Below are 26970 nucleotides of genomic sequence, written 5' to 3'. Positions count from 1 at the left end.
CTATAACTTAAAGTAATCAATATAGTTCTGTAAATCTTTATCGCCTCTACCTGAAAGATTCACTACGATAATGTCTTCCGGATTAAAAGTTTTGTACTCAAAAACAGCGAATGCATGTGATGTTTCAATAGCTGGAATAATACCCTCTAGTTGCGATAATTCTAAACCAGCAGTCATAGCTTCATCATCTGTTATGGCAATAAATTCTGCCCGTCCTGTTTTGTATAAATTGGCGTGCATCGGTCCAACACCTGGATAGTCTAGGCCAGCAGATATCGAATAAGGTTCTGTTATCTGACCATCCTTTGTTTGCATTAAAAGTGTTTTGCTACCGTGAATGATACCCTCTTTTCCTAAAACAGATGTTGCAGCACTTTCACCAGTATCAATGCCTTTTCCTGCCGCTTCAACTGCAATTATTTTTACATCCATGTTGTCTAAATAGTGGTAGTAAGTTCCTGCGGCATTACTACCACCACCTACACATGCAATGAGATAATCCGGATTTTCAGTACCTTCTTTTTCCTTGAGTTGCCATTTAATTTCCTCAGAAACTACGGCTTGAAATCTAGCTACCATGTCAGGATAAGGGTGTGGGCCAACTACACTTCCAACAATATAGTGGGTATCCACAGGATTGTTAATCCAGTCGCGCATGGCTTCATTGGTTGCATCCTTTAATGTTCTGCTTCCCGATAAAGCCGGAACTACTTTTGCCCCCAACATCTTCATACGTGCTACATTAGGTGCTTGTCTCGCAATATCAACTTCTCCCATGTATACCACGCATTCTATACCCATAAGTGCACAAACGGTTGCTGTTGCAACTCCGTGTTGACCTGCGCCAGTTTCTGCGATGATTCGCGATTTTCCAAGTTTTTTGGCAAGTAGAATTTGACCTATAGTATTGTTCACTTTATGTGCACCAGTATGGTTTAAATCTTCACGCTTTAAATAAATCTTGGTATTGTATTTTTCTGATAACCTTTTAGCAAAATACAATGGTGATGGTCTACCCACATAGTCTTTTAATAATTGATTAAACTCTTTTTTGAATGACGGATCTTCAGAAATCTTCATGTAATTCTGTCTCAATTCTTCAATATTTGGATAGAGCATTTCTGGAATATATGCTCCACCAAATTCGCCATAGTAACCTTTCTCATCAATGTTGTAGCTCATACTTAAATTTTTCTAATTCATTAATATTTTTAACGCCAGGACTAATTTCAAACTTGCTGTTTACATCTAAGGCGTAACAATATTTTGACGCTGGGCTTTCTTTAAATTCATTTATTTTTTCAATTTCATCTAATCCGATTCCACCACTTAGAAAAAAAGGTTTGGTAGACGGATATGCTTTTAACAGATCCCAATTAAATGTGTAACCGTTACCACCTGGCAACTTTCCTTTTGTATCAAAAAGATAATAATCACACACACTTTCGTATGGCTTGAGAATATCGAAATCAAATTGGTCTTTAATTGAAAACACTTTGATTATTTCAACTCCTTTAATTTGTGAGCAGTAATCTGGAGATTCATCACCATGCAATTGCACGATATCTAGATTTTGCTCAGCTATTATTTCTTTTAATTTTTTTATTCCCTCATTCACAAAAACACCAACTTTTTTTATAGATGGTGGTAGGCTAGGAAGTTCTCCTTGAAAATATCTTGAAGACTTTTTATAGTATATAAAGCCCATTAAATCTGGTTGCAATTTAGAGACTGCATCCATATTATTGAGATATTTCATGCCACAAACCTTCAGTTTCATTTTGTTAATTGATTAATGAATTTCAAAGCATGTAAGCCTGGATCTTCGGTTTTCATAAAATTCTCGCCTATTAAAAATCCTTTATACCCATAGGGTTTTAATTCTGTAATGGCTTCTGTTGAACTGATGCCACTTTCAGAAACTTTTACAAAATCGTCAGGTATTAAACTGCTTAGATTTTTAGATGTTTCAAGACTAACAGTAAAGGTTTTTAAGTCTCTGTTATTAACACCTAGCATATCAATCGACGGTATAATTGATTTATGTAGCTCTTTTTCATTATGAACTTCTAACAAAACATCTAATTTGAGTTGTTTAGCAAACTCAGATAATGCTTTTATTTCGTTTTGCGTTAAAATTGCCGCAATCAATAGAATAACATCTGCACCATAAGCTTTGGCCTCAAGGATTTGATATTCATCAATAATAAATTCTTTTCTTAATAAAGGTAAATTACAGCTAGATCTGGTAATAATTAAATCATCCAAGGAACCTCCAAAATACTTTGAATCAGTTAGTACTGACATACCAGAGACACCTGCTTTTTCATATCCTGTTGCAACATCTTGTACGTTAAGGTTATAGTTAATTTCGGCTTTTGACGGCGATCTGCGCTTATGCTCAGCAATAATTCCTGTTTCACTTGTACGTAAAGCATTAGCCAAAGAATTTGTTTTTCTCCCAAACAAAACCGAGTTCTCTAATTGATTCACTGGAATTAACTTCTTACGCAAGTCCACCTCCTTACGTTTGTCAAATACTATTTTATCTAAGATGTTCATTTGCTCAATTCAATTAGTTTTGCTAAACTATTTTTGGCATTGCCGTTAAATAAGGACTCTTTCGCTAATTCGATGCCATCTGTATGCGAAATTTTATTTGCTGTTGCAATGGCTAATCCAGCGTTTGCTAGGACAACCTCATTTTGAGCATTCGTACCTTCGCCACTAATTATTTTCTCAAAAAGCTTTGCAGCATCTTCAATTGAGTTTCCACCAAAAATTTCGTATTGGTTAACTTGTTGTAATCCAATTTCACTGGGACTGAATAGTAGTTCAGAATCATTGGTAATTACTTTGGTTTTACCTGTGAGGGAAATTTCGTCATAGCCGTCTAATGCATGGACTATAGCGTAATTCTTATTTGTTTCTTGATAGAGGTAACCATATAATCTTAAGAGTTCAAGATTAAAAACACCTACCATTTGATTAAGGGGAAATGCTGGATTAACCATCGGTCCAAGCATATTAAAAAAGGTCTTAACACCAAGTTCGCGTCTTATTGGAGCTACATTTTTCATTGCTGGATGAAACAAAGGTGCATGTAGGACACAGATATTTGCCTTATCAATACTGTGCTTTAAAAAGTCTATGTTGTTTGTAAATTTTATGCCTAGTTTCTCCATGACATTTGATGAGCCACATGTTGACGACACACCGTAATTGCCATGCTTTGTTACTTTTACGCCAGCTCCGGCTGTAATAAAAGACGATAATGTTGAAATATTAAATGTATCCTTACCATCACCTCCTGTACCGCACAAGTCTATTGTTGCTTCGCCATCTAATTCAACAGGAATGCACAATTCCAAAAGAGCATCTCTAAATCCCCTTAGCTCTTCGATTGTGATGCTTCGCATCATATAAATAGTTAAAAAGGATGCAATTTGACTTTGGTTATAAACACCTCTAGAAATGTTCACCAAGACATTTTTTGCCTCTTCACTACTTATACTTTCTTGATTAATAAGTCTATTTAAAATTTCTTTCATGGTTAGCTTTTAATCCAATTTTCAAGTATTTTTTTTCCATTAGGAGTAAGAACTGATTCTGGATGATATTGCACTCCTTTTACATCATATTCTTTGTGTCTTATAGACATTATTTGTCCATTTTCGTCATAGGAAGTCGCTTCTAGGCTATCTGGTAAAATTGGACTGACAACCCAAGAATGATATCTACCTACTTTAAAGGTTTTATCCATATTTTTAAACAAAGGGTCGTCATCTACGGAGAGTATTACATCTGTAGCAACACCATGATATACCTGTTTTAAATTGTCTATTGATCCTCCGAATACTTCGGCTATGGCTTGTTGGCCTAAACATACACCCAGAATACTTTTTGTTGGTGCGTATTTTGCAATGATGTCCTTTAAAAGTCCAGCTTCATCAGGAATACCAGGTCCAGGAGACAGTACAATTTTGTCGAAGTCTTCAACCTCTTCTAATGCCAATTTATCATTTCTTTTTACGGTTACATCACAATGTAAATCCTCCAAATAATGGACGAGATTATAGGTGAAGCTGTCGTAATTATCTATAACCAGTATTTTGTTCATGTTATATAGCTTTTGCTTGTTCGATTGCCTTAGTCAGTGCACCGAGCTTATTATAAACTTCTTGTAATTCGTTTTCTGGATTTGATTTAGCCACCAATCCTGCACCAGCTTGCCAAAATAATTGATGGTTTTGACTTAGAAATGTCCTAATCATAATGGCATGATTATAATTGCCTTCAAAGTCCATAAACCCAATGGCACCACCATAATATCCTCTGCTCGTTTTTTCGTATTTTTCAATTAATTGCATGGCCATGTGCTTAGGTGCACCACTTAATGTTCCAGCCGGAAAAGTATCTGCAACTACTTGAATGGTATCTGTGTCTTTATTCATCTGGCCAGTTACCTTGCTCACTAAGTGTATGACGTGGGAGAAGAATTGAACTTCTCTGTAGGTTTCTACCTTAACATTGTGACCATGTCTGCTAAGGTCATTTCTGGCAAGATCTACAAGCATTACATGTTCGCTGTTTTCCTTGTCATCGTTAATGAGTTTCTCCGCCAATTCAGCATCTTTTAAATCATTGCCCGTTCGTTTAAATGTTCCTGCTATTGGATGTATTTCCGCTTTGTTATCCTTTACAATAAGTTGTGCCTCAGGAGAACTACCAAATATTTTGAAATTTCCGTAATCAAAATAGAACAAATAAGGAGAAGGATTTATGCTCCTTAAAGCACGGTAAACATTAAATTCATCTCCACAGAATTTTTGCGAAAATTGTTTGGATAATACCAATTGAAATACGTCACCACGAGCACAATGTTTTTTTGCAAGTTCTACGTGTTCCTTATATTCCTCGTCTGTTAAATTAGATTCGATGTTTCCTTTGGTGTCAAAATTATAAGAGGCATACTGCCTGGTTTGTATTAGCTGTAGAAGTGTTTCGATGTTGTTTTCGGTATCAAAACAGTGTGCAAAAATGTAGGCTTCGTTCTTGAAATGGTTTATGGCGATAATATTTTGATAAACTGCATAATAAATTTCAGGTATTTCAATTGAGTTTGGTTTTTGTTTAATCTTTATATCTTCGAAATATCTTACTGCGTCATAAGCTGTGTAGCCAAAAATACCATTATTAATAAACTTGAAGTTTTCTTTAGAGTCAACCTTAAAGCGTTGTGTAAATTTTTGGATTTCCTCAACAACACTAACGGTTTTTGTATGGTTTACTTTTGAACTTCCGTCTGGATAATTCTGGTAAATTGAACCATTTCTAACTTCAATTGAGGCAATGGGATTGCAACATATATATGAAAAACTATTGTCGTTTGCGTGGTAATCACTACTTTCTAATAAAATACTGTTAGGGAACTTATCTCTAATCTTAAGATAGATGCTCACAGGCGTTATTGTATCTGCAAGGATTTTTTTATAATGTGTGTAAAGACTAAATGTTTTCATATTAAAACTGAACTTGATTCAGTATCTTTTATCAATTGTGTAATTATATTCTAAAACTAATTCAGAACAATGAAAAAGGCTTGTCGTGAATGACAAGCCTTTTTCTATACTGAATACATACAAGGTGTTAGTTCACGAACAAAGCTTTGTTAATGACCACCACCAAATATGTGTTTTTGTAAAATTCATTTCATGTCAAAGATAGAAATGTAAATTTTTATTTTCAAGCTTTTGAATTAATTTTTTGTTAATTATTCAGATGCCTGATATTTGATTAATAACTTTAAATCATGAAACATATTTTTCTCTTATTTCTTCTGCTGTGCTTTAGCTGTAATGACAATGTGAAAGAGCAAAAAAAAGTTATTTCTGAGGTTGCAGACCTAGAGGCAAAAAAGCAAAACAGTGCTTTAGATCTTGAAATTTATGATTATGATGGATTGGAACCTCTAATAAATAAAGTGGACAATAAGGTACATGTTGTAAATTTCTGGGCAACATGGTGTGCACCTTGCGTTAAGGAATTACCTTTTTTTGAAGCTGTGAAAGAGAAATATGAAGATGATGGGCTAGAGGTGTTATTGGTTAGCTTGGATTTTCCGAAGAATTACGAGAGTAAATTAATACCCTATATAGCTAAGCACAATTTAAAATCAAAAGTGGTTGCTCTTGATGATACAGATCAAAACAGATGGATACCAGCAATAAACAAAGATTGGTCCGGTGCTATTCCAGCAACAATTATATATAATAAAGACAAGCGCCTGTTTTTTGAAAAATCATTTTCACAGGAAGAACTAGAAACAGAAATTCAACGATTTATAAAATAGCTATCGTATAGAATTGAAATATTAATAAACCTAAAAACTTAAATAATGAAAAGATTGAAACTTCTTACAGTGTTTGTATTGGTTACCACATTGTTTGCCTTTACTGGTAAATCAGTATCTGACGGTTACAAAATTGGTGATTTGGCAACCGACTTTAGCTTAGAAAATATAGACGGTAAAATGGTGTCCTTATCTGATTATAAAGATGCTAAAGGGTTCATTGTTATTTTCACATGCAACACCTGTCCATATGCTGTGGCATATGAAGACAGGATTGTAGCGCTTGACAGAAAGTATGCGTCAAAAGGGTATCCCGTAATTGCCATTATGCCTAATAATACTGACGTTAAACCAGGAGACAACATGGAAGCCATGAAGGCTAGAGCTAAGGCAAAAGGATTTACGTTTCCTTATTTAATGGATAAAGGACAGAAAATATATCCACAGTATGGGGCTACTAAAACACCACATGTTTATCTATTAGAAAAAACTCGAAAAGGAAATGAAGTAAAATATATAGGTGCAATTGACGATAATTACAAAGACGCTACTGCTGTTACCACTAAGTATGTTGAAGATGCAGTTGATGCCTTATTAGATGGTAAAGAAATTAAAGTAAAAGAAACTCGTGCTATTGGTTGCACAATAAAAGTCTGATTAGAAAAAATTCAAAAAAATAATCCGAAGTTGTAACACTTCGGATTTTTTTTCGTCTATTTCCTAAGGAAATGTTAATTTTGTTCAATAAAAATGCTTTAAAGAGTGAATTTATCACAACATGATTGGACAAAACAACTTGAGGAAGACAATAATTCTGTTGTTTTGGATGTTAGAACACAAAATGAAGTTGATAACGGAATAATTCCAAATGCACTTCATATTGATATTTATAAAGGGCAAGAATTTATTGATAAGCTACATAAGCTAGATAAATCCAAGAGCTATTTTGTGTATTGCAAATCTGGAGGCCGCAGTGGTCAGGCTTGCGCCATAATGAATCAATTAGGTTTTAATAAAGCCTACAATTTAGTAGGTGGAATTAGCGAGTGGCAAGGAAATATGACCATTCAAAAAATTAAAGATTAAGTATGAAAAAAGTAATTAACCTGTTTTTAGTGCTGGCTTTATATAGCGTTTCTACAAGTTGCTTGGAAACTAATAGTTCGAATGTAAAACTGATAACAGCAGATGAGATGCAGTCTATTTTAGAGCAAGAAGATGTTCAGTTGATTGATGTAAGGACTGAAGAAGAATTTGAGGCGTTTCATATTGTTGATGCTCAAAACATTGATATTGATTCTCCAACGTTTGATGATGATATTAGTAACCTCGATAAAGAAAAACCAGTTATTGTCTATTGTAAAGGAGGTGTAAGAAGTGCAAAATGTGCAAAAAAAATGGAAGACGCTGGGTTTAAAAAAATCTACGACTTAGAAGGAGGTCTTTCCAGGTGGAAGCACTCCGATAAACTTGAATTGGAAGTAAAATCATAATAGAAACCGGACTAAACTGTCTGGTTTTTTTCTTCAATACCTTTCTTAAGGTTTTTATAAATTAGTCGACCTATATCACTAAATCAACAGACAAAAACTATTTTTGTTTTAAATGTTCCATTTATGCAGATTAGATCAATCTTATTGTATATACTTATTGTATTTGGCCTGTCTTTTCAGGTTAACTCCCAAATTTTAGAACCAGTAAAATGGGAATCTAAAATTGAGAAGTTAAATGATACACAGTATAAAGTTATTTTGCAGGCTAATATTGAAAAAGGTTGGTATATCTACTCACAACACCAACAGTCAGAAGATAGTTTTGCACCTACCACATTTTTTGATTTTACTAATAAAGAAAATAACTACACTCTAATAGGTAAAACATCAGAACCTTCTGTGCCTCCCGTTTTTGATAATATCTTTGAAGAGGATGTGGTTAAGTTCAAAGAAACAGCTGTTTTTGAACAACTGATTACGACTATTAATCAAGACTTAAGGCAAATAGATGTTTATGTAGAGTATCAAACATGTGATGACTCAAAGTGCATACCAGGAGACTTTACCTTCAATATTTCCCTAGATGGTACTGAAATTGTTAGGGAAGTTGTTGAGTTAGATGAAAGGAGTAAAGAACTTTCAAAAGCACTAGACCTTGACATAAAAGGGTGGAATAAATTTGAAAAAACTGTTATTAAAGAAAAAAGTAATTTTTCTATTTTCTTATTAGGCTTTTTAGGTGGTCTGATTGCATTACTTACCCCTTGCGTATTCCCAATGATCCCGTTAACGGTTTCATTTTTCACAAAAAGTGCTAACGATCCTAAAAAAGGACTATTTAATTCAATTCTTTATGGATTCTTCATTTTTCTTATATATGCCTTGTTAAGTATACCTTTTCATGTATTAGACTCATTAGATCCTGGAATCCTAAATAATATTTCTACTAATGTAACTTTAAACATCATATTCTTCATCATTTTCATTGTATTTGCATTTTCGTTCTTTGGATATTTTGAGCTGACCTTACCTCAATCCTGGAGTGCTGCAATGGATAGCAAAGCAAATAAAATAGGTGGAATCATAGGTGTGTTTTTTATGGCACTTACCTTAGCAATTGTATCCTTTTCCTGTACAGGTCCAATATTGGGGACGCTACTTGGTAGTTCTCTAACTGCAGATGGTGGCGCCATGCAACTAACTATGGGAATGAGCGGTTTTGGGTTGGCCTTGGCCTTGCCATTTTCATTATTTGCTATGTTTCCTAAATGGCTGAATTCTTTACCTAAGTCTGGAGGTTGGTTAAATACAGTTAAAGTAGTTCTTGGTTTTATAGAATTGGCTTTAGCACTAAAATTTTTATCTAATGCAGATTTGGTTGAGCATTGGGGACTTTTAAAACGAGAAGTATTTATAGGATCATGGATTTTAATAGGTGTTGGATTAATTCTTTACCTATTTGGTAAGATTAAGTTTCCGCATGATGGTCCACTTCAGAAATTGGGTAAGGGTAGAGTCGCCACAGGTATTTTAGTCATAGCATTCGTGATATATCTTATCCCTGGACTGACCAATTCAGAATACGCCAATTTAAAATGGTTAAGTGGTTTTCCACCACCAATGTTTTATAGCCTTTACGAGAAATCTTCAGAATGTCCTATGGACCTTAATTGTAACAAAGATTTGGATGCTGGTTTGGCGCAAGCAAAGGCAGAAAACAAACCTGTCTTGCTAGATTTTACGGGTTGGGCTTGCGTTAACTGTAGAAAAATGGAAGAGCAGGTGTGGAGTACCACAGAAGTCTATGATATGTTGAAAGATAATTATGTCATCATTTCACTTTATGTAGATGACAAAAAGGAATTGGTAGAGGATGAACAATTTCAATACTTAAGAAGCAATGGTACCGTGAAGGATATTGAAACAATAGGAGATAAATGGGCGACATTGCAGACCATTAATTTTGAAAATAATTCTCAACCGTATTATGTATTATTAGATCACAACATGCAGTTGTTAAATACTACAAATGCTTACGAATCTGATGCCGATGCATACTATGATTGGTTAAAAACGGGTCTTGAGAATTTTAAGAAATCAGATTAAACTTCAAAATACACTTCTTCAAAAGGAATTCTAAATCTAGGACCATAAATTCCTTTTTCATCCCTAATTCCACAGCCTATTACCATATTTATTTCTGCACCTCGTGGCAAGCCGAGAATCTTTTTTACACGTAAAGTATCGCTACCTTCCATAGGGCAAGTATCATAACCAATGGCAGCCATACTAGTCATAAAATTCTGCGCAGCCAATCCAGCACTTTTATGGGCCACTATTCGCATATCACTAAGACGTGTCTGCCTATAAATGGGTTTAAAGATGCCCACTATTTGGAAAATAAAAAATTTAATATAACCTAGTATGCCTAAAAAGTCCGAATATATGGTCGGAATGAGTTTTTTATAGTAATCAGTTGCCATTTTTTTGCGTTTTAAATCACGCTCGCTCAGTCCTTCTTTGTTATATACTCTGTTCAAAAAATCAATATTTGCTTTAGCTCGTTTTTTCCACAAATCTTTTCTTGCTACAATAACGACTAGTTGCTGAGCTGTTTTAGCTGCGCTCTGGTTGAAGCAAGCTTCGGCCAATTTTTTGAGTTTATGTTTATTTGTAATATGGTAAAATTCCCATAACTGTAAATTACTGCTTGTTGGTGCTAACGATGCATTGACTAGGCATTGTTTTACTTTTTCAGAATCAATGGGTTCATCCTTATATACACGTGTAGAGCGTCTGTAGGCTATGGCTTCGGTTACTGTTTTTTCCATGTATTATAAAGTTAGTTAAATATTAATTTATGGAGCGTTTTACCTATCCAGTAGCCACATCCTAGGACTAGAGGATAGCCAACAAATAACCACACATAATCTAAAATCGATAATTCCTTAAACGCACCTGTTCCAAATTTGTCTAATAGGGCAAATAAATCGTACCATGATTTAAGACCTATTTTTATGATAAGTCCATTGGCTATAATTGCAATGATCAAAATAAATAGACCTATAATATATAATCGTATCATTTAGTTTAGTTCCACTCTAAGTTACTTCTTTCTTGCCAATAATAATCTGAAGAAACACAAAATGATTTCAATTTAGAAATTTCCGATTCAGTTAATCTAATGTCAAGAGCTCGTAAATTCTGTTTTAGATGAACGGAATTTGATGCACCGCTCAAAACAAGAGGTGGCTCGAGATAATCTATTATGAAACGAAGTGCAATGGCATCAGAATTCACCTGATATTTGTTTGACAATGTCTCTAGGTATTCATAAACAGGATTGTACTTTTCAAACCGATTATTCCGGAAAATCCGACCATTTGCCAATGCCTCTTTGATTATAATAGTTTTACCTTCTTTTATTAATTCGTTTAATACACTATAAGATGACTGTTCAAAAATATTAAAGGTTACTTGGTAACTATCAAATAGGTTTTGCCCATTAATTTCTAAATTCCTAGCTTCATGGATAATTTTTGTTTGCTCAGCGCCACTAGAACTAATACCAATTTTTAAATGATATTTTTGCTTTAGTTCATCTAATCGTGTTAATACATCTTCATTTGTTAGTACACCACTTTCTAATGTGGCCGAATGGATCTGATAGATGTTTAGATGAGGTAAAAAAGCTTTTGATACTTCCCATTGTTCATTTAGCTTTTCTAAAGAATGCTCTTTTATTTCGTGTTTTCCACTAAAGCCAATTTCCCAATTGGCTACATAGGTATATCCAAACTTTGTGGAAAGGCGAATATCCTTATAATTTCGTGAGTTTATCCATCCAAGTAAGAATTGCTCACCAAATCCATAAGACGGTGCTACATCAAAATCTTTTACACCCAACTTATAGGCATCATCTAATACTTTTAAAGTATTTGATTTAAAGGCTTCAATAGATTTATCCACATCAATAGACCTTATGTTAATATAGTCAGGTCTGCCAAGTGCGGCTAATCCTAATCCGATTCGTGTTTTTTGAGCCATTTCAATACATCTTCATCCGATGGGTTTCTAAGTTTCTTTTCACCAATGGTAATCGTTGGGAAATTAAGTCTTTTGTTTTGGTAAAGTTCCCTTAATTCATTGGCATAGTCTTCATTGTTTTCTACATCTAAAAATTCGTAATTGAGATTTTGACTGTTTAAGAATTCTTTATAGTATTTGGTTTTATGACAACGTTCAGCTCCAAATAATTTTATTATGGGATGCGACATTATACCTAGCCTTTCTTTTATTGAAACCAAGATAACCAAGCTGGTTACCTTGGTAAAAAATTATGCACTTTTTAGTTTATCGGCATGAAGTTTTCTAAGCTTCATCAATTTTGGTGTAATTACAAAACTACAATACCCTTGTTGCTGATTATTTCTGTAATAATCTTGATGCTCACTTTCAGCCTCAAAAAATGTTACAGCTTCAGTTATTTCAGTTACAATAGGATCTTCATAGTATTTGCCAAGTTCCTGAATAACCGCATGAGCTATTTCCTTCTGAGCTTCGTCATGATAAAAGATTACCGAGCGGTATTGCGTACCACGATCTGCACCTTGTCTGTTGAGTGTAGTCGGATCATGTGTAGTCATAAAAATAATTAGAATATCTTCATAACTAATAATAGCCGCATCAAAGGTAATTTGGATAACTTCTGCATGTCCTGTCAATCCAGAGCAAACTTCTCTGTAAGTTGGTTTACCTGGTACATTACCACCAGAATATCCTGAAATTACTTTTTCAACTCCCTTTACCTCTTGGAAAACTGCTTCTGTACACCAAAAACAGCCACCACCAACAGTTGCGATTTGAACGTTTTTTTTACCCATTACACAGTCTCCTTATCTAAAGTCATTGACTCAGAATTAATACAATAGCGCAAGCCGCTAGGTTCTGGACCATCGGGAAAAACATGCCCTAAGTGGGCGTCACATGTATTGCACATCACTTCAACACGAACCATCCCATAGGATGTATCCCTGTCGTACTTAATTGCATTTTCTTTTATGGGTTGCGTAAAGCTTGGCCAACCAGTACCTGAACTAAATTTTATAGTACTGTCAAACAAAGGTGTACCACAGCAAACACAATTATATTTGCCATCGTCATAGATACTACAAAGTGCACCACTATGAGGTCGCTCGGTACCTTTTTGTCTCGTTATTCTGTATTGTTCTGGGCTTAATTGGGCTCGCCAATCCGCATCTGATTTTTCAACTCTCCTATCTGGTTTAGGATTTCCTTTGACTGAAAAATCGATTACATTTTTCCAAGTTAGCATACTTTGGTTCCTTTCTTTTCTAGTTAGTATATATGCTTAATTTTGTACCTAAAGATAGACGAAGAAATATTAAAAAACTTACAAAATTGTGTTAATGCTATTACCAAAAAAGCCTAGCCTTAAAAAGGCCAGGCTATGTATGTTTGATATTTTTGTTTCTTAGAAGTGTGCTAAAGTATCATAAGTACTTGCTACAACAGTAATAAGCATAATCAGTACGCTAGTTACAAATGTTGCAACAGACTTAGTTAAAGTGTCCTTCTTAAAAATATAATCTCTTCGTTTTTCATTTTCTTCTTTAATAAATTTCATAGTTGCTTTTTTAGTATTTAACTTTCCTTATTATAAAATAAACATATTCAGTAGATTACGAAATATATCGATCGCCTTAACAAAAGAATAAGAGAAGTTATTAATGAATGTTAAGTCCTAAAAATGGGTAATTCCCTCAAAAATTAAAATAAGTGTATATTCGTATTTCAAATAAGTCAATTGTGATGAAAGTTTTAACAAACCTACTTAAAGCTACATTCTTATTATTTGGGTCTATTGTCTTGGCCCAAGATACTACTGAACAACGTACCCAATTATTTAACACCATAGACGCAGATGGCAATGAGGTGATTACTAATCGTGAAATGCGAACGTTTTATAGAGGCAAACTTAATAGTTTTGGTCAACCTGTAGATGCCAAGCGCTTGTTTTATGCTTTTGATGCCAATAGGAACAGTATTATTACCCTCAATGAATACATCAAAGGGCCAAATTTTAAATTGGCAACAGAATACAGAGAGCGCTGGCAGTTTCCCGAACGCTATCAGGAAGAAGTAAGTGAAGAAGAAGCTTTGAATGAAAAAGAGAAAGCTATAGTTAAGTTTGGAAAAATAGATACCAACAAAGATGGTAAGGTATCAATGAATGAAATGATTAGTTTTAATAGTGGTAAAATTGACATGGTTACGGGCGAGTTAATCAATGGAAAGCTCTTGTTTTATGCTTTAGATACTAATGATGATGGTGCTGTTAGCATGGAAGAAATTATGGCTACACCAGATATGAAGCTTGGATTACAAAAACTAAGAGCAATTGGTACGGCAGTGGTAACTGAATCAACTGAGCCAGAATCAACGGATGATGATTACGTAAATCAACGTATTTCTTTATTCTTCGATCTTGATCTTGATAAAAATTATAAAATTACGTTAGAGGAAATGGAGAATTTCTACGAAGGCAAAACGGATAATCAAGGTCGCCCAATTAATAGTAAGTTGCGGTTTTATGGTTTAGACACCAATGAGGATGGCTCTATTGAGCTAGGAGAATTTACTAAGAAAATAAACCTTACTTACGCTACACAACGTTTAAAGAAAGTCGAAAAGCAATAACAGACTTAAACTTAAATTTTATTTTCAGGTTTAGCTTGTAGCAACAGACGCACTACATTTTGGACATCTTTGTGATTTTCTTTATTTACCACGTAGAGTTTGGCGAAGGGCTAAACTCATTATGGCTTGCTCTTCACTAACTTCTTGAGCTGATAGTAAAGAATTACTGATTAGAAAACAGATTAAGATTGAAGCAAATTTATTTTTGAACAAATTGGTTGGCCTATTGTTTGTTGCCATGTTTCGATTGGATTGGTTTTAGTTAGTTTAGTAACTTAATTATTGGTACACTACATTATTCAGCATTATCCAAATATTAAGCATTATGAAATGGATGAGTTTAAAATTAATGTATTTTTTGAAGCATTTGAACATCTGATCCAAGTTTAATTTAATCAGTACTCAATTTTTTAATTTTTTGTTTTAAATAATCACTACTTTCTATTTTATAAGCCATCTGAGCATATTTCAATGCATTTTTTATATCCTTATTTTGCTCGTAAAAATCTGACATTGAGTCATAGGCATTAGCGCTTTTGGGATAGAATTCAATAGCACTTTCAAAATATAGTTTTGCACGTTCCATATTTTGCATATCCATACTCATATAACCAGACATATTCAGCAAATCTTCAGGATAAGGCGGTACAACATAGCCGAGATGCTGCTCAAGTTTATCCGCTCTATATCTAATTATACTGTTCAACTCTTCAGTTGAGGTTTCAAAAGAGTTGATTTTATCTGTGTTTTCCATTTGGAACCATTTAAATAAAGCGATTAATCCATCTCTAACGGATGGAAACTGAATAGTGCCATGCAGATCGTTTGGATAAAATTTCCACTCTAGTGCTAGACCATTGTCTTGATATTTTTCTACAGTATTTTTAAATGACAAATTAGAACGCGGAAAGAGTGTGTCATCAGAATCATCTTCCATGACATTATCTATGGTTATTTCTTTGTTTTGCCAGTGCAACTGGCCATTGAGTGACATAAATAATGATTTCCCTTGGTAATTCTTTGAAGAAAGAACGTCTTTTGCTTCTTTTATGAGCTTTTGTTTATCCCAGTCCAAACTAGGGTCAATGGCAACATAATTGGCAAATAATTCAGGATGATGGATTAGAGTGTAAACCGTGAATAAACCACCATAAGAATGACCAATCAAGGTTCTGAAACTGCTAACAGAATAGTTCTTCTCAATATATGGAATGAGTTCATTAGCCATAAAGTTCACAAAATTCTCAGCTTCACCATTCTGTCGTGTGTAAGGCATACCATAACTTTCAGTGATTTTAGAAGTAGTTAAATCTCGAGTTCTATTATTGAGATTAGAAATACCAATAAGTATCATTTCTGGTGTAAATCCGCCACTGTAATAGCCCTGAAAATTGTGAACGGTTGGCATCAAGAACTCCCCATCTAAAATAAAAGCAACCGGATATTTTACCTCGCTATTAGTATTGTAGTTATCTGGAAATTGAACATAAAATAAGCGTTGCTCTTTTAAGATTTCAGAGTAAATACTATCAGATACTGCTGGATTATTTTGAAATTTTTCATTCTGTGAAAAAATTAAGGTTGAGTAAAATAATAACAAAAGTGTTGGGAAATAAAGTTTTAATGGCATCAGCATTGTCCTAAAAATTAAACTCAATAAAGTTACGATAATTTGTAACAGATGATTTATTAAAAAAACCCTTGAAATAATTTCAAGGGTTCTAATTTGTGGAGTCGGAGAGAATCGAACTCTCGTCCAAACAAGTAACCAAAAGGCTTTCTACACGTTTAGTCTTTTCTTGTTTTTTCGATGTTAAGCTAGCTAAAGACAGCCTACTTTACACTTAGCTTTTAAATCTTGAAAGGGCATTAAAGCACTACCCAATCTTGGTCAATTTTTACGATGCCTCTAAAAAGAACGCCACTAACCAAGGCTTTCCGGAGACATTTAGCCTTCCTGCCTAGCAGGAATAAGCAGAAATCTTACTATAATTCAGATTACGCAGCTAAAGCGTAGTTATTCTCGCCGTTTAAAGTTTGGTCTAGCCTTTTACGTGTATCAATACCATTACACGACGTGCTTACCATTTAATTAATCTCGCTGTCAAAACCAGTCGACCCCAAATGATAATCTTAAAAAGGACCGCGAAGTTACAAAAAAAGTTGTGCAACCTCTTAAATCCATTTATTTTCGTGCAAAAATTATTCCAGATCTATTCCCTGACAATATTGTCAGTTTTAAAGCAACAAAGTATGAAATTTGCCATCATAAAAGAGCGTAAAAATCCACCAGATAGACGTGTGGTATTTTCACCTCAGACCCTATCAGAGGCCAGAAAACGATTTCCAGAGGCACAATTTGTTATTGAATCTTCAGATGTTCGGGTGTTTTCGGATGAGATTTACGAAAAATATGGGTTTGAAGTGATTGATGATGTTTCTGATGCGGATGTTATGATTGGTGTAAAAGAAGTACCCGTAGATGCTTTAATTCCAAATAAGGACTACTTTTTCTTTTCACATACAATAAAAAAGCAACCCTACAATAGGGATTTGTTGAGGGCTATTTTAGACAAAAAAATTAATCTTTATGACCATGAAACTATTGTGGATAAAAATGGTTTTCGATTAATTGGATTTGGACGATATGCTGGATTGGTGGGTGCATATAACGGTATAAGAGCATTAGGAATAAGAGATGGTTTGTTTAATCTACCAAAAGTAGAGACTTTATATGATCTGCAAGAGGTCAAAGATGAATTGCAAACTATTAAACTTCCAAACATTAAAATACTATTGTCGGGAACAGGTAAAGTAGCTAATGGAGCAACCGAAATTTTGGATCATGTTGGTGTTAAGGAGGTAAGTGATGCGCTGTATTTAACTTCTGAATTTACAGAACCAGTTTATTGTAGGGTGGATGTTATGGAATATGCTAAAAGAAAAGATGGTAAAGTAGGAGATCGATTGGAGTTTTATGCAGATCCTACAGGATATGAAAGTAATTTTATGCCCTATGCTAAAATGACGGACTTTTTCATAGCAGGTCATTTTTATGGCAATAATGCACCATATTTATTTACGCGCGAAGATGCCAAACATCCGGATTTTAGAATTAATATGGTGGCAGACATTTCATGCGATATAGATGGTCCTGTTGCTAGTACCATTAAATCTTCAACTATTGAGAATCCATTCTACGGCTATGATCCAATTTCAGAATCTGAAGTACCTTTTGATGCTGAAGGAGCTATTACTGTTATGGCTGTGGATAACCTACCATGCGAACTCCCAAAGGATGCGAGTGAAGGATTTGGAGAGACCTTTTTAGATCATGTACTACCGTCTTTTTTTAATAATGACGAAAATGGAATTCTTCAGCGTGCTCAAATTACTAAGAATGGTAAACTTACGGAGAGGTTCAAGTATCTTCAGGATTTTGTCGATGGGGCTTAGTAAACTTCTTTTTGAGGGTTGACAAATATCATTTTCTAATTGGTATATAATAGCGACCTTATAAGCTAGTATTAACTTTAAAAGTCGTGTTATGAATCCTCCATTATTATTATCAGTATTAGTTATTATTTTCCTGTTTGCGGGAATCAGAATTATTTTTGAATATAAGCGTGCGTTAAAGTTTAGGTTTGGGAAGTATGTGGGTACTCTTAAACCTGGGTTTCGCTGGATTATTCCTTTAGTTGAGACCATACAAGTTGTAGATATCAGAGTCATAACGGTGAATATTGTTTCGCAAGAAGTTATGACCGAAGATAATGTACCCTGCAGTATAGATGGTGTTGTCTTCTTTAAGGTTGTCGATCCAGAGATGGCAGTTTTGGAGGTTGAAGAATACCAGTTTGCAATTTCACAATTGTCACAAGCAGCTTTGAGAGATGTCTGTGGTAAAGTTGAGTTGGATACAATCCTATCCAAACGCGAAGAAATGGGCAAAAATATCAAAGCCATTGTTGAAATTGAAACCAAAGAATGGGGCATCGAGATAATTGATGTTAAGATTAAGGATATTCAGTTACCTGAAAATATGAAGCGTATGATGGCAAATCAGGCTGAAGCAGAGCGCTCGCGTCGTGCAAGGATTATTCTGGCAGAAGCGGAAGATCAAGCGGCAGGAAAACTTCTGGAAGCAGGTAAACAGATTGATAAATCACCTTCTGCAATTAAATTACGGTTATATCAAACCCTATCAAATATTGCTGCAGAAAAGAATTCAACTATTTTGTTCCCATTCCCTGAAGAGGTGTTACCACGAGTACATAAAGATGAAGATTGAAGTTTAGATAAAAAATGAAATGCTAAATATTTGATATAGTGGATTAAAGAACATGTCGCGAGATATATTGACCGGCAAGAGGATTTTTTGATTTGTATTTTCTTATTTTTATGTAATTAATGTAAAAAAATGATTGGAATAGTATTGACCATAGCCCAAATAACAGGTGGTATTTTATTAGGTATTGCAACTTTAGACAAATGGGATGGCGAAAGCAATTTCTTTAATAAAATTGCAGATGCACTTGATCCTTTTCAAACTGTTATTGGTGGATCACTGATTGTTTTTCCTATAATCACATTTTGGAGTAATTTTATTTACAGTATTATAAGTATTGTGGGTGGTATGTTGCTATTAACCCATGTCTTTGGAAAAGTACCAGCTTTAGAAGCTAACTTGAGAAAATTGTCTTATCAATTAATGCCATTTAAAGCAATTATTGGTATTGCCCTTTTAGTCATTGGTATATTAAGGCTTTTCTAATAATGAATCCTGCAGAAGCGTATATTTTAAAACAAGAAGAGCCATACAAATCCATTTTGATGCAACTTCAAACTATAGTAGAAGCTATTCTTCCGAATCCTGAGTTGCATTATAAATGGAGAATCCCATTTTATTATAACGGTGAATTACCGATTTGTTATTTTAATAAGTCTAAAGATTATGTGGATTTGGCCTTTTGGCATGGTGAAAGACTCACAAAGCATAGAGAGCACTTTATTACCGCTAATCGTAAGGCAGTTACATCTTTAAGGTATAGATTACCTGATGATATAAATGATGATGTTATCCTTTATGTAATTAAAAAACAGCTTGCTATAAACACAAACCCATTTAAATTGGTTTTAAAACCAAAACGATCTAAAAGGAATTAATCAGCTGTCTAATCGCAACTAAATTAGTTAGTAAACTCTCGAGATTTTCCAAATGTAACATATTAGCGCCATCGCTTTTGGCATTCGCGGGATCATAATGGGTTTCTATGAATAATCCGTCGACATTATTAACTACACCTGCTCGTGCAATGGTTTCGATCATTTCTGGTCGCCCTCCTGTTACGCCTACAGATTGGTTTGGTTGCTGTAAAGAGTGGGTCACATCTAATACTGTTGGCGCAAATTGGCGCATTGTTGGTATGCCTCTAAAATCGACCACCATATCCTGGTAGCCAAACATAGTGCCTCTATCAGTTATTAGGGCTAACTCATTACCAGAATCTTTCACTTTTTTTACGGCATGTTTCATTGCTTCGGGGCTCATAAATTGACCTTTTTTTAGGTTTACCACCTTACCTGTTTTGGCGGCTGCAACGACTAAATCGGTTTGTCTTACCAAAAAGGCTGGTATTTGAAGAATATCTACATATTCTGCCGCCTTTGCTGCATCAGAAACTTCATGAATATCAGTAACGGTGGGTATGTCAAATGTCTCTGATACCTTCCTTAAAATTCTTAGAGCCTTTTCATCTCCAATTCCCGTAAAACTGTCTATTCTACTGCGGTTTGCTTTCTTAAAACTTCCTTTAAAAACATAAGGAATCTTAAGCTTATTAGTAATTGAAACTACTTTCTCTGCAATACGTAATGCCATATCTTCACCTTCTATGGCACAAGGGCCGCAAAGCAAAAAGAAATTGTTAGAATCTGTATGTTTAATTTTTGGAATTGTCATTGCTGTAGAAATTAAAATTAATTGTATTTAGTCTGTTATAATATATTGAACATTCACAATTTCGAAAGTTGTGGGAGCTAGTGTTCCATTTAATGGATACTCTTGGTCAAAAGTAAATAAACAACTTGAATTAGATTGGATACTTAAACATGGGTTAACAGCATCATTCACGTAGTTTGCAGTTGAAAACTCGAGTTCTGACGAGTTTATAGTGAAATAAGGTAAGCCTGATACCGGGTAATTATTGTGGTTGTTGAGCTGAATTTCAAATTGTAAAATTGTTGTGTTGTTGTCTGTTTCTCCTATATAGGTAAAGCTTATTATTTCATATGTAAAATTTTCCAAAAAGGGTATGTCAACAACTTCAGGTTCAGTAGGTTCAGGAAAGTCGCATGGAACTTCCTGAGTGGTTTCAGTAGAATATGTTTGATTGCCCACCACAAAGAATTGAGGTATCGTAATTGTTTTGGTGCAATCATCATCTGATGGACAGGCCGTAAGAATGAAAGCAAGTAATATAGGAAAGATAAATTTTATTCTTTTGGAAATAAGAAATAATTGATTATGCAAAATTTTATCTTATTTAAGATTCCTGCAAAGATAGTACAATAAAAGCTTTAAAAATAGCATCTAAAATTGCTTTTGGATACTGTTTCTAACCATCCATAAGGCCATAATAAAACTGCCAAGTATTAGAATACCAAAGCTTTTTGTTATTGAGTTAGCAGATCCAAACCAATTTACAATATTCAGTATTTCCAGTAGATATGCTAAAATCAAATAAGAAGAAATACAAACAAAAATAATTCCTAAAGAGAAATTAAGGTTTCTGTTAGGTCTAATCAACTGCCAAACAAATGGAATTCCAAAGAGTAATATAGGGTAGGCTGAAACCCCTTCTGTTCTGTTTGTATAGGTAAACCAATACGCAATGATGGATAAATAATATAGATAGGGTATAAAACGTGTGTATTTACTAATTGCTTTCATCTCTTTTAAATTATTAGGGTTAAGATGTAAAATGCCAGTAATTAGCGGTTGATGTGGTTTTTAGGCTTTTACTATTAATCAAATCAGAAACGTAAGATACACATCCAAATTGCTTGTAATTCAAATAATAACATATAATTAACGAAATACAGGGATTTAGATGTACCTTTGCGCGCTTTAAATTCACAACGGTTATGACCAAAATAAAAAACATAGCTATAATTGCTCACGTAGACCATGGCAAGACTACGTTGGTAGACAAAATAATGTACCATTGCCAATTATTTCGTGAGAACGAAAACACAGGTGATTTAATATTGGATAATAATGATTTGGAACGCGAAAGAGGTATTACCATTACCTCAAAAAATGTTTCGGTTGTTTATAAGGAAACCAAGATTAACATCATTGATACGCCTGGTCACGCTGATTTTGGAGGTGAGGTAGAACGTGTTTTGAACATGGCAGATGGTGTACTACTTTTGGTCGATGCTTTTGAAGGGCCAATGCCACAAACACGTTTTGTCTTGCAAAAAGCAATTAATTTAGGATTAAAACCTTGTGTGGTTATAAATAAGGTTGATAAAGAAAACTGCACACCTGATGAAGTGCATGAAAAGGTATTTGATTTAATGTTTGAGCTTGGTGCAGAAGAATGGCAATTAGATTTTCCGACGGTTTATGGTTCTGCTAAACACAATTGGATGAGTGAGGACTGGAAAGAGCAAACATCCAATATTGAACCTTTGTTGGATATGGTAATTGAACATATTCCTGAAGCAAAAATTGAGCAAGGTTCGACTCAGATGTTAATTACCTCACTAGATTTTTCGAGTTTTACTGGTCGGATTGCAATAGGACGGTTAACACGAGGAAATCTGAAATCGGGTCAACAGATATCTCTTGTTAAGCGAGATGGCTCAACAGTAAAGAGCAAAATTAAAGAATTACACACTTTTGAAGGGCTTGGGCGTAAAAAAGTAGATATGGTTCAAGCTGGTGATATTTGTGCTATAGTAGGTTTAGAAAATTTTGAAATTGGAGATACTGTAGCCGATTTTGAAAATCCGGAAGGTTTAAAAACTATTGCAATTGACGAGCCAACCATGAGCATGTTATTTACCATTAACGATTCCCCGTTTTTTGGTAAAGATGGAAAATTTGTGACCTCTCGACATATAAAGGAACGTCTCACAAAAGAACTTGAGAAGAACTTAGCACTTAGAGTGGAAGAAACTGACAGTGCAGATAAATTTATGGTCTTTGGCCGTGGTGTCTTGCATTTATCGGTTTTAATTGAAACAATGCGCAGAGAAGGCTATGAGCTACAGATTGGACAACCACAAGTAATTATTAAGGAAATTGATGGTGTTAAATGTGAACCTTTTGAAGAGATGACCATAGATTTACCGGAGTCTGTATCCGGAAAAGCTATAGAAATGGTCACAATGCGAAAAGGTGAAATGCTAAGAATGGAAGCCAAGGGCGATCGTATGGTTTGTGAGTTTATAGTGCCATCACGAGGTATTATTGGTTTAAGAAATCAATTGCTAACTGCTACAGCAGGAGAAGCCATTATGGCGCACCGTTTTAAGGAATACAGACCGATTAAAGGCGGTATACCTGAACGACAGAATGGTTCATTGGTGTCCATGGAAAACGGAACTGCTATTCCATACTCGATAGATAAATTGCAGGAGCGTGGTAAGTTTTTTATTAACCCAGGCGAAGATATTTACGAAGGTCAAGTCATTGGTGAAAACTCTCGTGGTGACGATATGGTGGTGAATGTTACAAAGACCAAAAAATTGAGTAATGTAAGATCTGCAGGTGCTGACGATAAGGCGAAGATTGTGCCTGCAATAAAATTTTCACTTGAGGAGGCTTTAGAATACATTCAAAAAGATGAGTACGTTGAAGTTACACCAAATCATTTGAGATTGCGTAAAATCCTATTAAAGGAAGTAGATCGTAAACGTGCCAAAAGTGTTTAATCTGAAAGTATGGAATTGTCCGGTATAACCGCAACGGAGTACGTTGGATATTTAGCCTCATTTATGGTTCTGTTATCTTTTATGATGAAAGAACTAAAAAAATTGAGGTTGGTTAATATGACAGGATGTATTCTTTTTATTTCATATGGATTTTTAATGCCCTCGCTTCGAATTGGTCTACCAATAATCATTGCTAATGGTGCTATTTTAGCCGTTAATATTTACTATTTAGCTAGTAAGAAAAGCTAGATGTTTTATATTTACAAAAACTTGTAACATGCATTTACTTTATTTCGATCCTGGTTTGGGTGCAATGATTGTTCAGGCAATTGTTGCTGCAATTGCCGGAGTGGTATTGTTTTCAAAAAATCTAATGCACAAAATCAAAGTGTTCTTTGGAATTTCAAAACCAGTTGAAGATGATGTTTTCGATGATATCGATGTAAAAGATTCTGATGTAGACAATACAAAGTAAAGTGGACGCTAAGGCACTTCATTCATCTTCATTTAGAGATCCTTCAGGTTATATTTTTCTAGATAATGGAGAGGTAAAACGTGTAATTAATCCAATCTATTTTAGGCAATATAAAGCACTTACAGAATCGGGTTTTTATAAAAAGCTTTTTAAGAACGGATTACTAATTCCACATGACGAATTATCTTCTACGGATAAAGAGATATTAATTAAGCCAGAACAAATTCCATTTATTACTTATCCTTATGAATGGAGTTTTAATATGTACAAGGAGGCAGCGCTTTTAACTTTAAAGATTCAGAAGGTTGCATTAGAAAATGGGTTTAGTTTAAAAGATGCTTCGGCATTCAATATAACTTTTCATAGAGGAAGTGCCGTTTTTATTGACACCTTAAGCTTTGATTTTTATGAAGAAAATATACCGTGGCGTGCATACAAGCAGTTTGTAATGCACTTTCTATCTCCATTAGTTTTATCTTACTATCATGGTGCAGATCAATTGAAGTTAATTCGAAATTTTATTGATGGCATACCAGTTACAATGGCAAGTTCGTTATTGCCGTTTAAAACCAAATTCAGCCCAATTCTTTTCAGCAATATTCATTTGTTAGCTAAGTTGGAACAAAAGCATAATGAGGATTATAAAGGAGAAACCGCAGTAAAATCCTTATCATTAAAAGGCCAGCTGAATATTATTAAAAGCCTTTACAATTTTATTAAAAATCTTAAGCTTAAAACCGCGACAGAATGGGGCAATTATTATGATAAGATAAATTATTCTGAAGATGCTTTTAATCATAAATCTGAAATAATCAATACCTGGATTCAAGCCATTAAACCAAACTTATTAATTGATATAGGAGGTAACGATGGCACGTTTGCTAGGGAAATAGATTTTGATATTTCAGAAAAATTAGTCTGCGATATTGATAACAATGCAGTCGATGCTAATTATATGAGGCTAAAGAAATCTAATGAACAGAATATGTTACCGTTTGTTCTTGATGTATTAAATCCGTCACCAGGACTTGGCCTTAATAACGAAGAACGAACTTCATTTTTGAATAGAATAAAAGACTACGCACCAGATGTTGTTATGGCTTTGGCCGTTATTCATCATATGTCACTATCAGGTAATGTACCTTTTAGGGAATCAGCCCGTTTTTTTGCTCATTTTTCAAATAGGTTAATCATTGAATTTCCAAAACGAAATGATTCCTGGGTACAGCGATTGTTAAAGTCAAAAGGCGAATTTGAAACCTATTTTGATTTTTACAGTTCTGATAATTTTGAAATGAGTTATACAAGATTTTTCAAAATAGAACAGAAAATTGCGATCAAGAATTCTGATCGTGTAATGTATTTAATGAAGAGAAAAGTTGAGTAGTTTACGAGACAAAATTCAAGATTTTATATCTAGTGAAAAGGAAGCACCATTACTAACCTTTCTTGCAATAGCAATAACACCAGTTTTATTCTATGTTTCTAACAACTATTGGGCAGTAAATTCATTATCTCATCTGTTATTTTTTTCCGCTTTTATTTTTGGGTTTGTCCTACTGTTATATGGTATTTACTTTTTTGTTTTTAGAAGAATTGGAAGGTTTAAATCAAAGCAAAAGCATGTGCTGTTTTGGTTAATTACACTAGCTGTTATCATTTTTTTAAGCCAAACTTATTTTAACTCAACATTAAAACGCATTGCACTCCTTGTTGGTATGGCTGTTATTGGATTTGTTTTACCATTTAACCCAAGAAAGCATTATAAAAAAATGGTTGTAGTGCTATTGTTATTTTCTTGCTTGTCTTTTGTGAGAATGTCAGTTAATATTTATGAAGACATCAAACGCGATATATGGTTAGAACAGCCAGATGATATTGAAAATGTAAAATTTAAGTCCTTCCCAAATGTTTATATGATTCAACCAGATGGGTATGTCTCTAAGAAAATGATGCAATCGTCTCCGTATAATTACAAAAGTGATCTTTATGATTGGTTAGATGTAAATGGATTTAAAGTATATGATAATTTTAGGAGTAATTATCCTGCAAGTTTAACCTCCAATGCATCATTATTTGCAATGAAGCAACATAAATATGCCGATATGATATTTCCTAAAATAGAGTTTGCGAATGGAAGAGAAGTTATAACAAAACATAATCCTGTTGCATCTATTTTTAATTCCAATGGTTACGAGACCTATTTTATAGCTGAGGATGAATACTTTCAGCAAAACAAGAAACAAGAAATTTTCGATTATTATAATATAGAAAAAGATGATTTTTCGCACTTGACCAAAGGCGGAAATGAAGTGAGAGACGTCTACAAAGACTTTAAAGCCGTATATAAACCGTTGGACAGCACTCCAAAATTTTTCTTCATCGAAAAGCTAATGCCCCACCATGTAGCATTTTTTAAAACAGATGAATCTGTCTTGAAAGAACGCGATCGCTATCTGAGCAGAATTGAAGAAGTTAATATTTGGTTGAAGGACATTATTAATTATATATCTGAAAAGGATGGAAATGGAATAATTATCATTCTAGCAGATCATGGCGGATGGGTTGGCTTAAGAAGTTTTAATGACCTTTATAGTAATGAAAAACCAGAATTGATCAATTCTATTTTTTCGAATATTGCAGCAATAAAATGGACTGGTCATCTTGAAGAAGGGTTTGATAAGGACCTTGAATCTAATGTTAATGTATTTAGGGTTTTATTTGCGTCTTTAAGCAAAAATGAAAAGTATTTAGATCATATGGAAGAAGACATTAGTTACAACCTAAGATTGAACAGCTTTGGGAATAAAGACGTAATTGAAGCGATTGATCATAACGGCAATGTAACTACAAAAGATAAATGATTTATTTGTCCATGTAAAACTAGGTTTATTATACAGATTAAGAAATATAGCACTAACGATATTGAAATTTGGGATGACTTTGTGGATTCATCACCAGAGATGACCTTTTTGTTCAAAAGG

The 26970-nt window shown here is 34.2% G+C and carries 32 protein-coding genes and 1 other RNA gene; 14 read left to right on the top strand and 19 right to left on the bottom strand.

What is annotated here, in order from left to right:
* The 6 genes from trpB to LBU54_RS09875 are packed head-to-tail and all read right to left on the bottom strand — an operon-like array spanning position 1 to position 5522.
* Entirely contained in the window at positions 1 to 1182 is a 1182-nt protein-coding gene (gene trpB, locus LBU54_RS09900; RefSeq protein ID WP_224528855.1) for a tryptophan synthase subunit beta, read from the bottom strand.
* A complete protein-coding gene (locus LBU54_RS09895) occupies positions 1166 to 1780 on the bottom strand; it encodes a phosphoribosylanthranilate isomerase (RefSeq protein ID WP_224528853.1) in 615 nt (204 codons plus the stop codon). Before LBU54_RS09895 ends, trpB begins: the two co-directional genes overlap by 17 nt.
* A complete protein-coding gene (gene trpC / locus LBU54_RS09890) occupies positions 1777 to 2562 on the bottom strand; it encodes an indole-3-glycerol phosphate synthase TrpC (protein ID WP_224528851.1) in 786 nt (261 codons plus the stop codon). The genes LBU54_RS09895 and trpC overlap by 4 nt, the downstream gene beginning before the upstream one ends.
* A complete protein-coding gene (gene trpD, locus LBU54_RS09885) occupies positions 2559 to 3551 on the bottom strand; it encodes an anthranilate phosphoribosyltransferase (RefSeq protein ID WP_224528849.1) in 993 nt (330 codons plus the stop codon). Before trpD ends, trpC begins: the two co-directional genes overlap by 4 nt.
* A 2-nt stretch (positions 3552 to 3553) precedes the next feature.
* A complete protein-coding gene (locus LBU54_RS09880; RefSeq protein WP_224528847.1) occupies positions 3554 to 4120 on the bottom strand; it encodes an anthranilate synthase component II in 567 nt (188 codons plus the stop codon).
* Between the two features lies 1 nt (position 4121).
* Positions 4122 to 5522 (bottom strand): anthranilate synthase component I family protein, encoded by a 1401-nt coding sequence (locus LBU54_RS09875; RefSeq protein ID WP_224528843.1) that lies wholly within the window; start codon positions 5520 to 5522, stop codon positions 4122 to 4124.
* Between the two features lie 290 nt (positions 5523 to 5812).
* Here LBU54_RS09875 and LBU54_RS09870 point away from each other — a divergent pair, with 290 nt between their 5' ends.
* From LBU54_RS09870 to LBU54_RS09850, 5 genes are all read left to right on the top strand, one after another.
* Positions 5813 to 6352, top strand: a complete 540-nt coding sequence (locus tag LBU54_RS09870) for a TlpA family protein disulfide reductase (RefSeq protein ID WP_224528841.1) — start codon at positions 5813 to 5815, stop codon at positions 6350 to 6352.
* A gap of 45 nt (positions 6353 to 6397) precedes the next feature.
* Entirely contained in the window at positions 6398 to 7009 is a 612-nt protein-coding gene (locus LBU54_RS09865; protein ID WP_224528837.1) for a thioredoxin family protein, read from the top strand.
* 105 nt (positions 7010 to 7114) lie between these two features.
* Positions 7115 to 7438 (top strand): rhodanese-like domain-containing protein, encoded by a 324-nt coding sequence (locus LBU54_RS09860; protein WP_224528836.1) that lies wholly within the window; start codon positions 7115 to 7117, stop codon positions 7436 to 7438.
* A 2-nt stretch (positions 7439 to 7440) separates the two neighbouring features.
* Complete coding sequence (locus LBU54_RS09855) at positions 7441 to 7845, top strand: rhodanese-like domain-containing protein (RefSeq protein ID WP_224528834.1); 405 nt, start codon at positions 7441 to 7443, stop codon at positions 7843 to 7845.
* A 123-nt stretch (positions 7846 to 7968) separates the two neighbouring features.
* Positions 7969 to 9951 carry a protein-disulfide reductase DsbD family protein gene (locus LBU54_RS09850; protein WP_224528832.1) on the top strand — a complete coding sequence of 661 codons (1983 nt, stop codon included), beginning with the start codon at positions 7969 to 7971 and terminating at the stop codon, positions 9949 to 9951.
* On the opposite strand, the gene LBU54_RS09845 is transcribed toward LBU54_RS09850, so the two are convergent.
* The 7 genes from LBU54_RS09845 to LBU54_RS09815 form a co-directional block, all read right to left on the bottom strand.
* A complete protein-coding gene (locus tag LBU54_RS09845; RefSeq protein ID WP_224528830.1) occupies positions 9948 to 10676 on the bottom strand; it encodes a nitroreductase family protein in 729 nt (242 codons plus the stop codon). The genes LBU54_RS09850 and LBU54_RS09845 overlap by 4 nt on opposite strands.
* 11 nt (positions 10677 to 10687) lie before the next feature.
* A complete protein-coding gene (locus tag LBU54_RS09840; RefSeq protein ID WP_224528829.1) occupies positions 10688 to 10930 on the bottom strand; it encodes a DUF7672 family protein in 243 nt (80 codons plus the stop codon).
* 5 nt (positions 10931 to 10935) lie between these two features.
* Positions 10936 to 11892 (bottom strand): aldo/keto reductase, encoded by a 957-nt coding sequence (locus tag LBU54_RS09835; RefSeq protein ID WP_224528828.1) that lies wholly within the window; start codon positions 11890 to 11892, stop codon positions 10936 to 10938.
* Complete coding sequence (locus LBU54_RS09830; RefSeq protein WP_224528827.1) at positions 11865 to 12122, bottom strand: glutaredoxin family protein; 258 nt, start codon at positions 12120 to 12122, stop codon at positions 11865 to 11867. Before LBU54_RS09830 ends, LBU54_RS09835 begins: the two co-directional genes overlap by 28 nt.
* 60 nt (positions 12123 to 12182) lie before the next feature.
* The gene (gene msrA, locus LBU54_RS09825) at positions 12183 to 12728 is read right to left on the bottom strand and encodes a peptide-methionine (S)-S-oxide reductase MsrA (RefSeq protein ID WP_224528826.1); all 546 of its coding nucleotides are present in this window, start codon (positions 12726 to 12728) and stop codon (positions 12183 to 12185) included.
* On the bottom strand, positions 12728 to 13180 hold the full coding sequence (gene msrB / locus LBU54_RS09820) for a peptide-methionine (R)-S-oxide reductase MsrB (RefSeq protein ID WP_224528825.1): 453 nt from the start codon (positions 13178 to 13180) through the stop codon (positions 12728 to 12730). The genes msrA and msrB overlap by 1 nt, the downstream gene beginning before the upstream one ends.
* 159 nt (positions 13181 to 13339) lie before the next feature.
* A complete protein-coding gene (locus LBU54_RS09815) occupies positions 13340 to 13492 on the bottom strand; it encodes a hypothetical protein (RefSeq protein WP_224528824.1) in 153 nt (50 codons plus the stop codon).
* Positions 13493 to 13677: 185 nt separating this feature from the next.
* On the opposite strand from LBU54_RS09815, the gene LBU54_RS09810 reads away from it, so the two are divergent.
* Positions 13678 to 14565: an EF-hand domain-containing protein gene (locus LBU54_RS09810; RefSeq protein ID WP_224528823.1), complete on the top strand. Its 888-nt coding sequence runs from the start codon at positions 13678 to 13680 to the stop codon at positions 14563 to 14565.
* A gap of 391 nt (positions 14566 to 14956) precedes the next feature.
* Here the strand turns inward: LBU54_RS09810 and LBU54_RS09805 are convergent, their stop codons facing one another.
* On the bottom strand, positions 14957 to 16195 hold the full coding sequence (locus LBU54_RS09805; protein WP_224528822.1) for an alpha/beta hydrolase-fold protein: 1239 nt from the start codon (positions 16193 to 16195) through the stop codon (positions 14957 to 14959).
* Positions 16196 to 16291: 96 nt separating this feature from the next.
* Positions 16292 to 16687: a transfer-messenger RNA gene (gene ssrA / locus LBU54_RS09800) on the bottom strand.
* A 131-nt stretch (positions 16688 to 16818) separates the two neighbouring features.
* Between ssrA and LBU54_RS09795 the strand changes: the two genes are divergently transcribed.
* From LBU54_RS09795 to LBU54_RS09780, 4 genes are all read left to right on the top strand, one after another.
* On the top strand, positions 16819 to 18021 hold the full coding sequence (locus tag LBU54_RS09795; protein ID WP_224528821.1) for an NAD(P)-dependent oxidoreductase: 1203 nt from the start codon (positions 16819 to 16821) through the stop codon (positions 18019 to 18021).
* A gap of 91 nt (positions 18022 to 18112) precedes the next feature.
* Entirely contained in the window at positions 18113 to 18856 is a 744-nt protein-coding gene (locus LBU54_RS09790) for a slipin family protein (protein WP_224528820.1), read from the top strand.
* A gap of 129 nt (positions 18857 to 18985) precedes the next feature.
* On the top strand, positions 18986 to 19339 hold the full coding sequence (locus LBU54_RS09785) for a hypothetical protein (RefSeq protein ID WP_224528818.1): 354 nt from the start codon (positions 18986 to 18988) through the stop codon (positions 19337 to 19339).
* A gap of 2 nt (positions 19340 to 19341) precedes the next feature.
* Positions 19342 to 19731 (top strand): DUF1801 domain-containing protein, encoded by a 390-nt coding sequence (locus LBU54_RS09780; RefSeq protein ID WP_224528816.1) that lies wholly within the window; start codon positions 19342 to 19344, stop codon positions 19729 to 19731.
* Here the strand turns inward: LBU54_RS09780 and kdsA are convergent.
* Genes kdsA through LBU54_RS09765 form a run of 3 tightly spaced genes read right to left on the bottom strand, consistent with a single transcriptional unit; the run spans position 19718 to position 21517 of the window.
* Positions 19718 to 20527: a 3-deoxy-8-phosphooctulonate synthase gene (kdsA, locus tag LBU54_RS09775; RefSeq protein ID WP_224528814.1), complete on the bottom strand. Its 810-nt coding sequence runs from the start codon at positions 20525 to 20527 to the stop codon at positions 19718 to 19720. The genes LBU54_RS09780 and kdsA overlap by 14 nt on opposite strands.
* Positions 20528 to 20554: 27 nt before the next feature.
* Positions 20555 to 21097: a hypothetical protein gene (locus LBU54_RS09770; RefSeq protein WP_224528812.1), complete on the bottom strand. Its 543-nt coding sequence runs from the start codon at positions 21095 to 21097 to the stop codon at positions 20555 to 20557.
* Positions 21098 to 21157: 60 nt separating this feature from the next.
* Positions 21158 to 21517: a hypothetical protein gene (locus LBU54_RS09765; protein ID WP_224528811.1), complete on the bottom strand. Its 360-nt coding sequence runs from the start codon at positions 21515 to 21517 to the stop codon at positions 21158 to 21160.
* Positions 21518 to 21711: 194 nt separating this feature from the next.
* On the opposite strand from LBU54_RS09765, the gene typA reads away from it, so the two are divergent.
* Positions 21712 to 23511 carry a translational GTPase TypA gene (typA, locus tag LBU54_RS09760; protein ID WP_224528809.1) on the top strand — a complete coding sequence of 600 codons (1800 nt, stop codon included), beginning with the start codon at positions 21712 to 21714 and terminating at the stop codon, positions 23509 to 23511.
* Here the strand turns inward: typA and LBU54_RS15420 are convergent.
* Positions 23508 to 23702, bottom strand: a complete 195-nt coding sequence (locus LBU54_RS15420) for a hypothetical protein (protein ID WP_317196323.1) — start codon at positions 23700 to 23702, stop codon at positions 23508 to 23510. The two genes, typA and LBU54_RS15420, sit on opposite strands and share 4 nt — an antisense overlap.
* Positions 23703 to 23788: 86 nt before the next feature.
* On the opposite strand from LBU54_RS15420, the gene LBU54_RS09750 reads away from it, so the two are divergent.
* The 3 genes from LBU54_RS09750 to LBU54_RS09740 are packed head-to-tail and all read left to right on the top strand — an operon-like array spanning position 23789 to position 26850.
* The gene (locus LBU54_RS09750; protein WP_224528805.1) at positions 23789 to 23986 is read left to right on the top strand and encodes a hypothetical protein; all 198 of its coding nucleotides are present in this window, start codon (positions 23789 to 23791) and stop codon (positions 23984 to 23986) included.
* A gap of 1 nt (position 23987) precedes the next feature.
* Positions 23988 to 25373 (top strand): class I SAM-dependent methyltransferase, encoded by a 1386-nt coding sequence (locus LBU54_RS09745; RefSeq protein WP_224528803.1) that lies wholly within the window; start codon positions 23988 to 23990, stop codon positions 25371 to 25373.
* On the top strand, positions 25366 to 26850 hold the full coding sequence (locus LBU54_RS09740) for an alkaline phosphatase family protein (RefSeq protein WP_224528802.1): 1485 nt from the start codon (positions 25366 to 25368) through the stop codon (positions 26848 to 26850). The genes LBU54_RS09745 and LBU54_RS09740 overlap by 8 nt, the downstream gene beginning before the upstream one ends.
* Positions 26851 to 26970: the final 120 nt, after the last annotated feature.

This window comes from Winogradskyella alexanderae, assembly GCF_020166335.1.
GTDB classification, from domain to species: domain Bacteria; phylum Bacteroidota; class Bacteroidia; order Flavobacteriales; family Flavobacteriaceae; genus Winogradskyella; species Winogradskyella alexanderae.
Note: the sequence above shows the minus strand (reverse complement) of the source record. Positions and strands in the feature narration are given on the sequence as shown.